General features: G+C 70.6%; 17 protein-coding genes. All 17 read right to left on the bottom strand.

The window, feature by feature from the left end; genetic code table 11:
- Positions 1-28: 28 nt before the first annotated feature.
- Positions 29-760, bottom strand: a complete 732-nt coding sequence (locus JJQ90_RS09845) for a hypothetical protein (protein ID WP_216874791.1) — start codon at positions 758-760, stop codon at positions 29-31.
- Positions 761-773: 13 nt separating this feature from the next.
- Positions 774-2,966 (bottom strand): hypothetical protein, encoded by a 2,193-nt coding sequence (locus tag JJQ90_RS09840; protein ID WP_216874789.1) that lies wholly within the window; start codon positions 2,964-2,966, stop codon positions 774-776.
- A 3-nt stretch (positions 2,967-2,969) separates the two neighbouring features.
- Entirely contained in the window at positions 2,970-3,389 is a 420-nt protein-coding gene (locus JJQ90_RS09835) for a hypothetical protein (protein WP_216874788.1), read from the bottom strand.
- Positions 3,390-3,432: 43 nt separating this feature from the next.
- Positions 3,433-3,705 (bottom strand): hypothetical protein, encoded by a 273-nt coding sequence (locus JJQ90_RS09830; protein ID WP_216874786.1) that lies wholly within the window; start codon positions 3,703-3,705, stop codon positions 3,433-3,435.
- Positions 3,702-3,944, bottom strand: coding sequence for a hypothetical protein (locus JJQ90_RS09825; RefSeq protein WP_216874785.1), 243 nt, complete (start codon positions 3,942-3,944; stop codon positions 3,702-3,704). Before JJQ90_RS09825 ends, JJQ90_RS09830 begins: the two co-directional genes overlap by 4 nt.
- Positions 3,944-4,633, bottom strand: a complete 690-nt coding sequence (locus JJQ90_RS09820; protein WP_216874784.1) for a hypothetical protein — start codon at positions 4,631-4,633, stop codon at positions 3,944-3,946. Before JJQ90_RS09820 ends, JJQ90_RS09825 begins: the two co-directional genes overlap by 1 nt.
- On the bottom strand, positions 4,634-5,419 hold the full coding sequence (locus tag JJQ90_RS09815; protein ID WP_216874783.1) for a hypothetical protein: 786 nt from the start codon (positions 5,417-5,419) through the stop codon (positions 4,634-4,636).
- Position 5,420: 1 nt separating this feature from the next.
- A complete protein-coding gene (locus tag JJQ90_RS09810) occupies positions 5,421-7,127 on the bottom strand; it encodes a hypothetical protein (RefSeq protein ID WP_216874782.1) in 1,707 nt (568 codons plus the stop codon).
- On the bottom strand, positions 7,124-10,030 hold the full coding sequence (locus tag JJQ90_RS09805; RefSeq protein WP_216874781.1) for a hypothetical protein: 2,907 nt from the start codon (positions 10,028-10,030) through the stop codon (positions 7,124-7,126). Before JJQ90_RS09805 ends, JJQ90_RS09810 begins: the two co-directional genes overlap by 4 nt.
- 3 nt (positions 10,031-10,033) lie before the next feature.
- Positions 10,034-10,711 carry a hypothetical protein gene (locus JJQ90_RS09800; RefSeq protein WP_216874780.1) on the bottom strand — a complete coding sequence of 226 codons (678 nt, stop codon included), beginning with the start codon at positions 10,709-10,711 and terminating at the stop codon, positions 10,034-10,036.
- A complete protein-coding gene (locus JJQ90_RS09795) occupies positions 10,708-10,923 on the bottom strand; it encodes a hypothetical protein (RefSeq protein ID WP_216874778.1) in 216 nt (71 codons plus the stop codon). The genes JJQ90_RS09800 and JJQ90_RS09795 overlap by 4 nt, the downstream gene beginning before the upstream one ends.
- A 101-nt stretch (positions 10,924-11,024) precedes the next feature.
- Positions 11,025-11,624 (bottom strand): hypothetical protein, encoded by a 600-nt coding sequence (locus tag JJQ90_RS09790; RefSeq protein ID WP_216874776.1) that lies wholly within the window; start codon positions 11,622-11,624, stop codon positions 11,025-11,027.
- 4 nt (positions 11,625-11,628) lie between these two features.
- Entirely contained in the window at positions 11,629-11,868 is a 240-nt protein-coding gene (locus JJQ90_RS09785; protein WP_216874774.1) for a hypothetical protein, read from the bottom strand.
- Between the two features lie 102 nt (positions 11,869-11,970).
- On the bottom strand, positions 11,971-13,155 hold the full coding sequence (locus tag JJQ90_RS09780; RefSeq protein ID WP_216874772.1) for a phage tail tube protein: 1,185 nt from the start codon (positions 13,153-13,155) through the stop codon (positions 11,971-11,973).
- A 16-nt stretch (positions 13,156-13,171) separates the two neighbouring features.
- Positions 13,172-13,669 (bottom strand): hypothetical protein, encoded by a 498-nt coding sequence (locus tag JJQ90_RS09775; protein WP_216874770.1) that lies wholly within the window; start codon positions 13,667-13,669, stop codon positions 13,172-13,174.
- Positions 13,662-13,991: a head-tail joining protein gene (locus tag JJQ90_RS09770; RefSeq protein WP_216874768.1), complete on the bottom strand. Its 330-nt coding sequence runs from the start codon at positions 13,989-13,991 to the stop codon at positions 13,662-13,664. The genes JJQ90_RS09775 and JJQ90_RS09770 overlap by 8 nt, the downstream gene beginning before the upstream one ends.
- A complete protein-coding gene (locus JJQ90_RS09765; protein ID WP_216874766.1) occupies positions 13,988-14,767 on the bottom strand; it encodes a hypothetical protein in 780 nt (259 codons plus the stop codon). The genes JJQ90_RS09770 and JJQ90_RS09765 overlap by 4 nt, the downstream gene beginning before the upstream one ends.
- Positions 14,768-14,770 lie beyond the last annotated feature (3 nt).

Genomic DNA, 14,770 nt, shown 5'->3' with positions numbered 1-14,770 from the left:
CGCCCCTGCGGGGCGCGCCAGCGGCGGCCTACACCGTGATGCTGCGGCGCCCATAGTAGCCGCGCAGGTAGGCCGCCATTGCGGCCCGCTCCAACGTTGTCAGATCGACGTCGTAAATCACGGAGCAATAGGCATCGACGTCGCCCGTATAGCCCGCGTTGTAGCCGGAGCCGATGCGGATCGCGCCGCCGCCGCCCACCTCCCGATCCGCCGTGGTCTCGAATGTGCCAGACAGGCCAGCCGTCTCGTCCCGCATGGTAGGACCGACGCCTTCGGTCACGGTGTTCACCAGGATGCGTGGGACCGTCAGGTCCGGGACGGTCACCGTCCCGTTGCGGATCGCTGCGCCGAAGTCGGCGCCACCTGCGATCACCGCCGCCGAGGGTGTGCCGGACAGCGCGAAGATGTTGGCGCCGCCCTGGCTGCTCGACACGAAATTGCCGATGAAAAAGGGCTTGTCGATCCCATCCATCGTGGCGGGGGAGGACGCCACCTGGATCAGCGTGATGTTCGCGGTGTCCACGAAGGGCGTCTGGAGAAAGTTGGTGAAGCCCTTGAAGCGCGCGGAATGCGCGCTGTAAGTCGGCGACCCGACCACCGTGGCATCCATGGAGCCATCCGGCACCCAGAGGTTTTTCCGGGTCCGCGCGGCGTCGCCACCGTGGAACCACCAGCCCACCAGACCTCGGGTGACCGGCGGCCGGAACCCGGTGGGATTGGCCGCGATGGCCCCGTTGGTCGAGCGCAAAATGAGCGTCATGCGAAAATCCCTTTCAGGCGCTGGCGGCGATGAACGCGGCGGTGGCTTCGGCGAGCTGGCGCCGCGCGATCTCGACTGGATGGATGTGGTCGGTAACGTCGCCGGCGATGACGCCGGTCTCCGGATCCGTGGTGGCGCTGGCCGTGGCCCAGCCGTCGTCCGGCGTTTGGTGCGCCCAGGCCGAGACCACCGTGGCCAGCGGGTCCTCCGCCGCCCGCACAGTGCTGATGAGCGCGCGGATGGCGCGGGCCTTCAGCGTCCATCGCCCCTCGCCCAGTGAGCCGAGGGCCTGGCCTGAGCAGGCAAAACCAATGCGCATCCCCGGCACCGCCGCCCGCGCCTGCGCCAGCACGATCGCGACCGCATCCGCCACCACGGCGTCGACGGTCGTGGGGGTCTCCTGACAGTCGTTTTCGAGGAGGTTGACCCACAGGATGTCCGGGTCCGCAAAACTGAACCGGTCCAGATAGAATCGCAGATCGAACACGTAGCCGTTGCGCACGATCTCCGGCGGGTCCTCTTCGGTTGCCAGCCGCAGGAACGGGTTGCGCGTGATTTTGTCGGCCTTGCTCATTGCAAGATAGGCGGCCTCGTCGCCAGCCGCGACCGGGATCGCCTCACCGTCCAGCACCGAATAGACCAAGTCCCCGTAAGCCCGGCTCTCCCGCGCCTCGGCCAGCGGGCCGCCACTGCCGCCCGAAGTCAGACTGTCAGTTGTGTTGACCGTGCCCATCCAGACAGGATTGATGCCGAGCGCGGCCAGCCGGGCCTGCACGAGTGTCGGTTGCTGGCGGTTGGTGATGCTGTCGCCGATCATCAGCACCCGCGGCGTCTGGCTGGCCGGCGTCGCGACATGGATGGCGAGCGGTATCTTGAGGCGCGCATTTGTCGCCGGCCCGTCCCGCACCACAGTGAGCGTCCCCGTCGCGCCGCAGCGCGCGGGATCGATCAGCAATTCGTCGCGCCCGGTCGTGACGAAGTCATCGCTCGACAGGCTAACGCGCGCGACTGCCGCATCAGCTCGCGCGGCCAGCAGCATCTGCGGATAAAGCGGCATCGGCCTGTCGGGCAGCAGATACAGATCCCCGCCAAACAGCGGATCGAGGTCAGGCGCCGCCGGCTCCGGCTCTGGCGCCACCACTCCGCTGAAATCGCCGTCATCAGTGATGTGGCCGTACCAGAACCCTTCTGGGTCGGCGAACACGACGGCAATGCCGGGGATGTCCGCGTAGCCGATTTCGGCCGCGCCGGGCACCAGCACCCCCCCCTCGGCGAGCGGCACCAGCCGCGCCACGCCCGCGCTGTCCATGATCGCGCCGCGCCCGGCCTCGTCCACGCCGATGCGCAGTTTCGCGATCCGGGCGGCCAGCGGCGTGGCGCTGATGCCCGGCAGCGCCGTCGAGCCGGGCGCCACTTCCAGGAGCTGGTAGCCGTCCTCGTCGCCCACCGCGAACAGCGAGCCGCCGAAAGCCGAGAGCAGCACCCCCGCCAGCGCCAACCCCTCCGCGGTCAACGTCATAACGCCGGAGGCGTCGCGCGTCGTGACCGTGGTGGCCCCGCCAGGGCCGTCGCCCTCCAGGCTGCCACCGCCGAAGATCAGAGACAGAAAGTCGCGGCTGACGCGCAGCCCTTCCATCCCGTCGGTATCGACAAGCGAAAGCGCCGCGCGGTCGTCATTTGCCGCAGCGTAGAACGGCGCGACCAGCGCCAGCGCGGCCTCCAGCGTGCGGGTGGTCGGCCCGTCATAGACCCATGCGGCACCGTCCCAGCGGTATCGCGCGTTGCGGTTGCTGCCGTCCGGATTGGCCGTCGCGGGGGCTGCGGGGTCGGCGTAGACCTCGGCCACCTGGCCTGCCGCCGTGCCGATCACCGATTGCAGCGCCGCCAGCGTGGCGGCCAGCACGGCGGCATTGGCCACCGCGTCGGCCGTGCTGGCGGCGGCGGCCTGGGCTTGGTCGCGCGCGGTTTCCGTCTCGGCCAGGATGGGGGCCGCCGCAGTCTGCACCAGGCCAGGCACAGCGCCCTCTGCCACCGCCCGCGCCTCTGCCTCGGCAGCAATCTCCGCAGCCGCGACGGCGGTATCCTCGATCAGTCCATAGGTGGTACGCTTCACGCCCGTCGCCGTGTTGAGGACAAGCGCGTCCTCACGCGCGGGCGCAACCAGCGGGCGCGAGGAAACGCGCCCGACGCGAATCTTGCTTGCCACGTCTCAGGCCTCCATCGCCGTGCCGTCATCCAGCAGCAGATACTCACCGTCATCGTCGACCAGCACAGGGCCGGCCTCAGCATCCAGATCGATGCTGCTCGCGACGACGCCGAATGCGCGCTCATCGATGCGCGCGCCCAGCACCTCGATCCGCACAAACCACCCCCCGATATCGTCGGGGGTGATCGATGCCGCGTAGACCCCCGTGGACACCACCTGCCCCACCAATCCGTTGAGCGGCGTCCCGTCTGGTGCGGCGTAGACAAAGACGACATCGCCCGGCGCAGCCCGCAGGACCTTCGTCACCGGGTCGCGAAACTCGGCAAGCCAGGTGACGGTGCTGCCCACGAAAAATTGCGGATCGAGCCCCGAGACGCGCGCAGCCGTCCGCAAGCGCCCGATCGGGGCGACGGAAACAGACATCGCAGAACTCCCTCGATGGAATCAGCCGGCGCGCGGCCAGGCGTCAGGCCTGCGGCAGGAACATCGCCGCGTAGCGGTCACGCAGCTCGGCATCCCCGATCGTGCCGGGCAGGTCATCGGGCGCCGCCGCGTCGATCTCCGGCGCTGCCGGCGCATCGCGCAGCGCCTGCTTGCGGGCGACGATGTCCGCCGCGGATTCGCCGGCCTCCAGCGCGCGCAGGAACGCCGCATCCAGCGCTGCCAGCAGCGGCGCGCGTGCGGCGCGCAGCCGGTCCCGATGCACCGCGCGCGCCCGATCAGGATCGATGACGATCATGCCTCACCCCCATGCCCGTCCGGGCTGCTGAAATCGGCGGTCCAGGCATCGCGCCAGGTGCGATCCGCTGGCAGCTCCGACGCGAGCGCGATGCGGAATGGCCGGCCCGCCGGAACCACCTGGCGCGCCAGCCGAAGCAATGCCTCCGGCGGCGTCTCATCGCCCCGCGGCACCACGCGCGCCGGCGTCACCACGGCAATCGGCCCGCCATCCTGCGGATAGATGATCCGTTGCAGCATCACGGCTCTCCCAGAAACGACACGCTCATATAGGGCGCATCAACGGCGGTGCGGCCGGAGGCGCTGACATCATAGCTGCACAGCATCCGGCAGGCGGAGGCGGCGATCTGGCTGGTATCGGATCGCGGCTGAAAGGTGGTGATGGCGCCGTCGCTGGAGATCAGCGATGCCGTGCCCAGGATGCAGTAATTCGCATCCGGAAAGGCTTCGTCGAAGGTGAAGGTCACGTCGCCCACGCCATGATCCGTGATGCTGGCGATGCCATGGCTGGCGATCAGACCAGACCCGTTGAACACCGCCCAGGCCTTCGGAACGTTCACGGCATGCAGCGCATTGTCGGTATCGAGCTGCGGCGTGCGCGCGGCGATCGGCGTGAGAAAGACGTAGCGCGTGCCCGCCGGCCAGTTCAGCGCGCTGCCCGAGACGGATGCGCCGTCGAACAGGCTGTTGCGGATGGTCGCCCGGGTCAGGGTCCAGGGGCTGCCCGTGGTCAGCACACCCTCGCCGATCTCGCGCGCCGTCGGCGCCGTCAGGCTGTCCACCACCACGAAGGACACGCGACTGCCGCTGGCCACATTCGCATCCGCCGGATGGAAGTAGCCGGCCACCGCGCTGCCCAGCGCATAGGTGCCGGTCCCCGTCGTGGTGGTGGTGACCAGCACCGCATCCCCAAGCACCGTCCGTGCCATTCACAGATCCTCCACAACCGAAAAACTCGCGCTCCAGCGCAGGGGCGTCACGATGCGGGGCGAAGGCGGCGTCTCGAATCGCCCAAGGACAAAGCCCGCCGCGCCCGCCTGGGTGCGCGGGCTGGCCACCACCTGGCCGAAGTTGCCGGCCGCCAGGGCCATGTCCTCAACCACGTCTGCCTCCGCATCGGTCAGCAGCGGCAGGCTGAAGGTCGGGTTACGCAGCGTCGCGCCGCGCTGCGCCGACAGGATGCCGGAAATTGTGCTGCGCTCCGCCAGCCCGGCGCTGATAACGCCGCGCGCATGATCGGTGCGGCTGAATGGCACGGCAGGCCGGAAGTCCGGGCCGATCCACAGCCGCCCGAGCTGCAGGTATTCGCCCGCACCGCCGGAGACGAAGCGCAGCTGGATGAATCGCACCTCCGCCGGCACCGGCAGCACATACCGCCATGCGCCGCGCCCAGCCGGCAAATCCAGCGGCGCCAGCGCGACATCCGCCACATCATCGCCGCCGGCGGCGACGGCACTCAGGAACAGTCGCACGCTGTAGCCCGCGACCAGCAGGCCATCCCGCGGGGCGAACAGCGCCACCAGGCCGATCGTCCGCGCGCCGCCGAGGTCCACATTGACATGCGCCGCCGCGCCGGAGGCCAAGGGCGGGCAGCGCCAGACCTCCGCCACGGGTTCGGTCAGCAGGTTGCGCACGCCGAGCCCGGCCCCCTCCGACGTCGCGGAGATCTCCGCCGCCGCATCGGCCAGGTTCACCCAGGAAATCAGCGTGCCCATGTCACCCCCACAGCAGCAACTCGGCACGATCGCCGCGGATCGAAATGCCCCGGGCCAGCAGCGTGCGACCAGAGGTCAGGCCGTGCCGCGGCCAGATCAGCCGCAGCGCCGTGCCCGGCTGTACCGCCAGCCCGGCCCGGTTGAGCGCCACGCGCCATGTCCGGCGCGGCACGCCGTGCAGCCCCTGCAACTGCGTCGCCAACGCCGCAGCATCCCCTTCCTGGTCGAAGACGCTGATTAGGTTCGGCGCTTCATCCGCCTGCGGATAGGTCGCCCGCACCGTGGCGTCGAAGGCAACGGCAGGCTGGAATTCCTTCCCCCAGGCGTCGCGATCGGCGGTGGAAACACTGCCTGCCAGATCCTCCGCCCGCATCACCCGGCCCGGCGCCGCATAGCCCACCGTGGTGCGCCAGCGCGGCGCATCCGGCGTGCCGGCTTCCTCCGGCGGGGCGCGCAGCATCCAGGGCTGGATCACCCAGGCGGCCCCCATGCCCTCCGGCGCGGTCGCCTGCCCACCGTCGTATCGGCCCATCCGATCAGCGCCCCACCAGCCGGCGACCCCGGCCGCGAGCGCGTCCATCGCCTCCGCCACCGTGCCGCCGATCAGGTACAGCCCCGCCTCGCCGACCGGCCAGGCGCCGAACGCGTCCTGGACCAAGGCCGCGGCGGAAAGGCCGCCAGGCCCCAGCAGCAGCTTGCGAGCAATGCTGGCGGGCGTGCCCGCCGAATAGCCGCCAAAGGCCGTGGCGCCCCGCGCATCGACCGTCAGCAGGGACACGCCATCGGCCCCGGCAGGTTCCACCCGCACCATGCCGGCCGACCGGCAGGTGCGGAATTCGCCCGCGCCCGGCACGAAGGATTCCAGCGCCGCGTAGGACAGCGAGTCCCCCACATCGGTCAGGGGTGCGCCGCGATCCCGCACCGCGATGACTTCCTCGATCGCGCCGTCGTGGATCTGGTAGATGTAGCGGGCGGGATCGACCAGCACCGGCTCGATCCGCCGCTTGATCCCGTACAGCACCGGCTTCGGCGCCCCGGCGAGGTCGCTGCCACCCTCCGCCCCACCCGCGCCGGCATAGAGCGGCGCAAGCGGCACGGACAGGTCCGCGCCGGGATCGCGCAGCGGCAGGGCGAGGCGGGATGTACCGCTGGCCGCGCCGCGCGCGCGCAGCCGCGCCACCTCCACAAACTCGGCAAATGGCGCGTGGCGAGGCCGGCGATGCGGGCCGCGCAGCAGCGTCACAGGCTGCCCGCCCACCCGCCAGTCCCCCGCCAGATAGTCCAGCGCGCCATCGCCATTGGCCAGCAGCACCTCCCCCGCCGTCGCGACACGGCGGCGGGCGGATTCGGGCAGCACCGGCAGCGTGAATTCCAACGCCGGCGGCTCCATCATCCGCGCCGCCCAGATCAGGTTCGGCGCGGCCAGGTCATCCGGCTCACCAATCCAGCCGCGGTCGGAAACGCGAATCTCCGGCGCATCGCTGGGCACATCGGCCGGCCGGTCCGGCGCCGCCAGCGGCGCGCCGGCCATCATGCCGAGCGGCGCCGGCGCCGGCGTTCCGGTGGCACCGGACACGCCCAGCAGCAGCATCCACACCGCCTCCCCGCCCACCAGGTCGGCGGGGGCGAGCACGGCGACGGCCTGCGGCGTGGCCTGGGTCCACAGCGCCGCCAGCGGCGCGGCGGCAAGCGGGGCGAGGGCCGTCATCCGCGCGCGGACAGCAGGCGGATGCCACGCAGTTCCTCTCGCATCGCGGTCACCTCATTGCGCAACAGTTGCAGCTCATTCACCTGCCGTTCGCCAGCGCGGTAGATCGCGCCCGTCAGGTCATCGGTGAAACCGGGCAGGTCCAACTGCCCGCCCACCGCGATGATCGCGCCGCGCACCTGCGCTTCCACCGCCGCCGCCTGCGCGCCGCCGCCGTTGAAGGCCGAATTGGCGGTGAGCAAAGCCTCCGCCGACCGCACCAGGCCGGACAGATCGGCGGATTCCGTGCCCGCCGCGCCGGCCGCCGCCAAGGCATTGTCGAACTGCGACCGCGCCGCGGCGAACTGCGACTGCGCCGACCCGGTCGACCGCGCCCGCGTTTCCAGAAAGCCGCCGAGGATCCGCGACCGCTGTGTCAGCCCGCCGAGCAACCCGGCCTCCGACCGGGTCTCGGCCAGCGTCACCGCTTCCTGCTGGCGCCGGTTCAGCTCGTCCTGCGCCAGGCCGTACTCCGCCGCGCTGGCGCGGGCCGCGTCGAAGACGACGCCGATCTGCCGCAGCTCCGCCGTCAGGGCGGAAACCGGCGCGGCCGTCAGCGATTCGATGGCGGCTTTCACCGCCTCGAAATTCTGGGCGATGGCCAGGGCCTCATCCAGCGTCGCTTCCGGCCGGCGATCCAGCGCCGTCTGGACGTTGCCGTTCCCGCTGCTGAAGCGGAAGGTGCGCAGCGCCTCTTCAAAGCTGGCGGATTGGCTGCCATCGGTCGGGCGATTGCCGCCTCCGGTGACAGCGCGGTTGTTGTCGCGCACCGTCAGCCCGGCAGCGGCCAGCGCGGCGTTGATCTGCGCCACCTGCTGCTGCGCCGCGGCGATCGCCTGATCCCCGCCCGCGCCATCGCCCGTGGTGGACAGCCCGGACAGGCCAAGCTGCCCGCCGGCGGCCGTCACGCCATAGCCGAAGGCGTTGGTCTTTTCGCCGGGGCCGAGGACGCCACCCAGCGCGCCACCCAGGCCGCCGCCGATCAGCCCGCCCACCGGCCCGCCGATCAGGAAGCCGGCGCCGGCGCCGAGCCCCGCGCCGATCTGCGCACTGGTCTGCCGCGCCGCGCTGTTGCCGGCGATCAGGCCGCCGATGGTGCTGCCGATGGCGAAGCCGCCACCGATGCCGCCCAGCGCCTGACCGAAGGTCGCGCCGCCCAGCCCGAGGGCCGAAGGCGCCGCCGGGCCGTAGACGCCCGGCCCCAGCGCGGCCAAGGCACTGTTCGTGGAGCTGGTCAGCGCCGCCTGGCCAAAGATCGGCTGTGCCAGCAAGCTGCCGATGCCGCCACCGCTGCCGAGCCCCAGAAGGCTGGTCGCCTGGCCGAAGGTCTGGCCGAGGCCCAGCAGGTCCGACAGGCCGCCGGCGCCGCTTCCCAGCCCCAGCGCATTGACGCCGGAGGCGACCACCGGGCGGATAAGCGCCTCCGCCCCGAAGCGGATGACCGTGCTCTGGGCCGTCTGCTGCAGCTTGCGCAGCGTCGCCGCCCAGCCGCCCTCCACGCTCTGGAACAGGTCCGCGAAGCCATCGGCCGCATAGCGGGTGATGCTGTCCGTGACCCGCTCCGCCGAGCGTTCCCGCACCGCTTCCTCGCGCTGCTGCGCGCGGGTGATTTCGGTCTGGACGCGGCTGAAGGCATCGAACTGCGCCTCCGCCGTTCGCCGGGCCAGTTGCTCGGAACGCTGGAAGTCGCGCTCAAGCTCGGCCGCGTCGCGCGCGGAGGTGTCGGCGATGCGGCGACCGACGGCTGCCGCCGCTGCCGCCGACGCCGGCAGCCCGGCCGGCGCCTCCGGACCGGCAGGCTCGCCGTAGATGGCGCCCTGGATCAACGCGCGGGCGTTCTGGAATTCCGCCGCGGTTTCCGAAAGCCGCTGGATTTCGCCCTCGTATTGAAGGCGCTCGTTTCGCAGCGCGGTCACACGCTCCCGCGCCGCCGCAGCAGCTTGGGCCGCACGATTAGCCTCGTCGATTGTGCTGGCGCCGAGCAGGGTACGGTTTCGCAAAATCGGACTCTGCGCATCCGCCCCCGCCTGCACAGTCAGGCTAACGGCACGCGCCTCCGCCTCTGCGGCCGAACGCTCGGCCTGCACCAACTGTGCGTCAATTTGAGGCAGTCGCGCGATAGCCGCAGCGCGCCGATCAAGGTTAACGCCGAAGCTGCTTTCCAGGCTCGCCAGATTGGCCTTGCGGATTGCATCCGCCGCAGCATTCGCGGCAGCGGCCGTCTGCTCCAGAGTCGGATTGAGGCGCAGCAGCGTCTCTTGCCACTGGCCCATCGCGCCACTGGCGGTCTGCGCCGCCTCGCCAGCGGTGCTGATGCCGAGTCCCACGGATTGCAGGAACAGCGGCAAGGCGACGATACCGGCCACTGCGGCCAGCCGCCCGGACAGTAGCGACAAGGCGCCCTCGAAGCGCCCCGCGGCCAGCCCAGCCGTGCCGAAAAGATCGCCGACGTTAGAGATGATGCTGCTGACATCGCCCACCCGCTGGGCGATGGTGCTGGCGCCGATCAGATCCAGCGCGCCCCGCAAATCACCGGCCGCGCGACGCGCTGCCGTCGTCTTGCCTTCCAGGTCGCCCAGCGCCGTGGACAGCCCGCCCACCGTCTGTGTCGCGCGACCTGCCGAACTGGCACCGCGATCCTGTTGCTCCCGCAACTCCACCGCCCGCTTCGCCGCCCGTTCCGTCGCGGCGGCAGCCACCTCCATGGCGCTGGCCAGTTGCGGGCTGGATCGCACCAGGGTTTCGATGGCGCGGTTGGCGGCCTCGGATTCGCCCGCGACGCTGCGCAGGTCCTGGACGAATTCGGCGAACCCCTCCGCCTGGATGCGGAAGTTGTAGGTGCCGCGGCCGCGCGATCCGCTCATGAGCTATTCCCCAATCAGCGCGGCCGCCCGTTCGATATAGACCGGCGCCAGCTCCACCCATTTTTCGATGATCGGCAGAGGCTTCAGGCGGGCCGGCAGCACCACCGCCCGCACCAGCACAAACAGCAGATCGTACCGCTTCGGCTGCCGCCCGCTCCGGCGCGTGCCGGGCTTGCCGCGCGTGAAATCCCGCCCTGCCTTTCGCGTCGCGGCCAGATAGCCCAACGCTTTTGAGCCCGGCCGTGCCGGCACGAAATGCAGAGAGTCCCGCCCAAAAGTCGCGCGGTATTGTTCCGGCGTCATCTGACGCCGGCGCTGATAGCCGATGCGCGGCACCCCGCGCAGCGGGATCGCCAGCGCCTTGCCGCCACGCGGCGTAATGGTTGCGCCAGTATGCGATTCCAGCAGCTCGGCGACATTGGCGCCACGCCGCGGATAGATCAGCGCGGCCGGCGGCAGCCCCCGCTCCGCCCCGCGAGCTTCCCCCGTGATCGTCGTGGGCAGCCGGCTGGATCGCGGGAAGGCATCACGGATGTTCTGCCGCAGATCCAGCAGGACGCCTTCCGTCACGCCTTCCATGCCCGCTTCAATCGCGGCCAACTGGCGGCGCCCCTGCGCCTCTATCGCGGTCGAGGCCGACATGCCGGAAACGGTCATCGTCGCACGAATGCGCGCCATCACGGCTCCTTCTGGGTTCGCAGCTTTTCCAGGCGCGCGCTTTCCGCATCCAGCACCTGGAAGGCGGAGAGCAACCAGGCCGCCTGGCTGGCGACACCGCCCGCCTCCGGCAGCCAGCCGGCGCCGCCCATGCCGCCCTGGCTGTAGCGCCACAGATCCACCACGCGGCGCCAGGGCTTCGGCAGCACGTAGCGCGGGTTGTGCCACCACTGCACCGGCCGCCCGTCCCATTCCCCGGTGACGATCCACCCGCCCTCCGGCGGGCGAAGGCCCCAGGCGAAGGCGCCAGGCGCGCGGGCCAGATGCAGGGCGGCGATCAGTTTTTTACCGCGTCTCCATTCGGCTGCGCCATCTCCCGCAGCACGGCGACCAGGCCGGCGACATGGCCCGCCGGCATCAGCCCGGCTTCGTCCACCGTCATCTTGATTTCCTTGCCATCGATGGCGATGACACCGGCGGAGACCATGCAGGCCGTCTCGAACTGCACCGCGTCGATCAGTTCCTGCCGCAGGCGGATCACCTCCGCATCGCCCTCCGCCGCATAGACGGCCATGCCGCGGCGCCGCTCCGCCGCCAGCACCGCGCGCTGCGCGGCCCGCAGCTCCGCCGCATTCTGCGCGGTCCACTCCGCCAGGCCGGCCGCGTCAGCCAGCGAGGGCCGCGTGAAAAACAGCGCGGAGAGCGCATCCTGCGCCGCGTCATGCTCGGCGAAGGCCGATGCCAGCTCCGCCTTGCCGCGCGCCTCGCAGGCCGCACGCATGGCGTCGGAGACCACGGCCTCCCCGGGACGGGGCATGGCCAGGGCGGCCATCTGCATGCTGGAGACCTGCGCATGCGTCAGCGCGCGCAGGGTGTAGGAGGTGCCGCCCAGCGGCACCTCCCGCGTCTGGCCCGCGGCCAGGATGGGATGGGTCATGCCGTCACCGCTTCGGCGGCGCGCGGTCGCAGCCCGGCGTCGCCCCATTGCTCAGGACGATCCGCGCCACATCGGGCACCACATCCAGCCGCTGCAGATCGAACCACTGCGATTCGGGCAGCTTGCCATCCGGCTGCATCATTGGCACCACGAGCGCCTGGTTGCAGCCGGTCAGGTATTCGACCACGCCCGTCACCACGCCGGAAAATCCGGTGATGCGGTCGCGCACGGTAAAGCCATTCATCGTCATATCCCCTTGCCGGAGGAGGTGGTGGCGGGCGGCACCGGCATGCCGCCCGCCTTTCGGGTACCCGAATCGCCGCTGCCGGGCGGATCGCGCCCCGCGTCAGAACGACGCGAGGAAAAAACCTGCGCCGGGCTTGGCGTTGACGAGCGTGAGGTTGTCGACGCCCAGGCCGTTGCGGTCGCCCGGCTGGTTGTCCGCGATCGCCAGCAGCGGCAGGGCAATGCCGAAGCGGTTGCCGGCCGTGCTGCCGAGGATGCAGGACAGGTTGGTGCGCCCGCCGGCCCGATAGGCGGCAAAGCGCGTCGGGCTGTTGGTGCTGTTGGCATAGGCCACCAGGCTGGCGGACACCGCGCGACCCGTGATCTGCGCACTGTCGAAGCCGTTCGCATTCTCCGGATTCTCCGGCAGCGCCACCGCGGTGCCGAGGCCGATGGACAGGGTGGCACAGCGCAGGATGGACCGGCCGAGCTGCGCCTCCCCGGCAATCCAGATCGGCGGCGGCAGACGCAGCGCCGCGGCCGTCGCTGCACCGGCCGGCATGGCCTGCTCGGCCGGGTTGGCCACCAGCACACCGATCAGCGTGCCGGACAGCATGGCCGGCTGACCCGCCGCCAGCTCGATCACCGGGTTGGACAGATGGCAGTTGATCGTCTTCATTAACTGCCCGGCAAAGTAGAAATAGGCGGTCAGCCGCTGCCAGTCGGTTTCGAGGTCCGACAGCGCGTAGCGATTGTTGATCGGGATCTGCGCCAGCGTGTCGGTATCCAGCGTCGGATCGAAGGTGCGGCCCAGAGTGGCGACGCGCCCCACGCTGTAGTCGGTAACCATGGTGGTGCGCGGCACCACCGGCTCGCCCGACAAGGTGATGGGCATGCCGGCGTAGAGGTCCGCCGTTGCGGCAAAGGGATCGGCCAGCGTCGCCGTGGTGGTGGTGCCGGCCGTCGCGGCGGTGGGTGCGCCCACGGCCGCGGCGGTGGCGGTGGGCTTGAGGCTCGCAGCCAGCAGCAACCGCGCGATCTCCGGCTCCGCTCCTGCCGCGCCGGCGCCGCGCAGCATCATCCGGATCGGCACGGCGATGGAGGCGCCGCCGACGATGGGCGGTGCGCCGTCCAGGCTGCCGGTGTAGCTGGTATCCTGCACCTGCTGCACCAGCACGCGCGGATCGAAGCTGGCATCGACCCAGTCGCCGGCCGCGGGCGTGCCGTCGATGGCGTCCACATCATCGGTGGATTGCAGCTTGAGCGCGAGCGCCGACCCCGTGCGGGACCGTTCGAAGGTGGACATGCGATGGTCTCCGCGTTCAGGGGATGGTGATGAAGGGGTCGCCCCAGGGCGTCCGCAGATCGAAATTCAGTTCCAGCAGGAAGGAGGCCATGGGCGCCTCACTTTCCGTCACGCTGGCAACCTCGACGCGCAGCGCGCCTTCCAGGATCTGGATGTCGTGGATGCCGTCGCCCAGCGGAATCGCCATGGGCTGCGCCGCGCCACCAGGCCGCACCAGGGCGCGCACCACCTGCGCATGCAGCAGGTTGATGGCGGTCGCGACCTGCGCCGTCGTCTCTCCCACCAGATAGCCTTCCAGCAGGCCACGGCAGGCGTGGCGGGCTTCGAGCGTGTCGCCTTCCTCGGGCTCCTGGTCCCCGTCATGCAGCACCAGGCGCGGCATCTCGCCCTCGCCGACCGGATCGGCCCGGTTGCGCTCCACCGCCAGCGGATAGCCGAGGCTGGTCAGCGCCGCCGCAACCAGCGCAGCTTCGATCGCCACGAAGGCGGCCTCGCGGATCGGGATTTCAGCCATCGCTCAGTTGCCGCTTGAGGCCGAGGGCGAAGCTGGTGCCGCGCGGATCCTGCGAGATGCTAGAAATCTTGTAGGACAGGCCGGAAAAGGCCAGCAGGTCGCCCGCTTCCGGTCGCCCCGGCAGCGCGTCCGCCGGCAGCATGACCACGACCTGCACGCCCATCATCGGGGTGGTGCCGGTGCCGAAGGCCTGTTCGGGGCTGGAGGGCACCACGCGCACGTCCAGATGCGGCCCACCCTCACGGGACGTCCACCTGGCGTCGACGCCGACATTCGGGTCGGCGGCGACGTCGCGCAGCATCGCGGCGATCGCGTCGTTCATCGCAGGTCTCCCCAGGCGTCGCCTTCGAAGGTCGCCGTGCCGCTATGCGTCAGCTGCACCGCCGGATCAGCCCAGACATCGCCGCCCAGGTCGCGCCAGCGACGGCAAAAGGCAAAGTCTTCCGAGAGGTAGTTTCCGGCCTCATCGATCCAGCAATCGAACAGCGCATATGTGTGGTCGCGCCAGGCGCCTGCATCGCCGGGGCCGGGCAGGTAGCGAAGCGGGCTCGTCAGGGGCTGGCCCTTCCTGCCCCGCCGCAGCGTCGCGCGGATCATCCGGTTGATCGTGCCGCGCTGGATCAGCAGGAAGCCGGTGCCGACCGCCGCGCAGCTGACGGCGCCGGTCACCGGATTCCGCTTTTCCTGGTCGGCCGGCATCCGGTTCCAGCACCAGTCGCTGGCCGCCAGGGTCTTGCGCCGGTACAGGCCGCCGATCAGCGGCACGTCATGCGCGATCAGCCGGAAGGCGGCCTCGGCGGTGAAGCCGATATCGGCGTCGACGAACAGCAGATGGCTAAAGCCGGGCCGGGCCAGGAATTCCGCGACGCAGCGGTTGCGGGCACGCTGCACCAGGCTTTCGTTTCGGATGGTCGTGGTGCAGAAGGGGATGCCACGGATGTGGCAGGCCATCTGCAATTCCATCAGCCCATGCAGCGCATGGTCTAACAGCACCCCACCATAGCAGGGCATGCCCACCATGATGCCGCCAACGGGCAGGTCCGCTGCGATCGGCGGCGCGGCCGGGGCAATGCCGCGCCGCGCCGCCGGATCGGCCACGGC

The sequence above is a fragment of the Falsiroseomonas oleicola genome (assembly GCF_019029495.1).
GTDB classification, from domain to species: domain Bacteria; phylum Pseudomonadota; class Alphaproteobacteria; order Acetobacterales; family Acetobacteraceae; genus Falsiroseomonas; species Falsiroseomonas oleicola.
The sequence above is the reverse complement of the archived record's forward strand: the minus strand, read 5'-3'. Positions and strand labels throughout refer to the sequence as shown.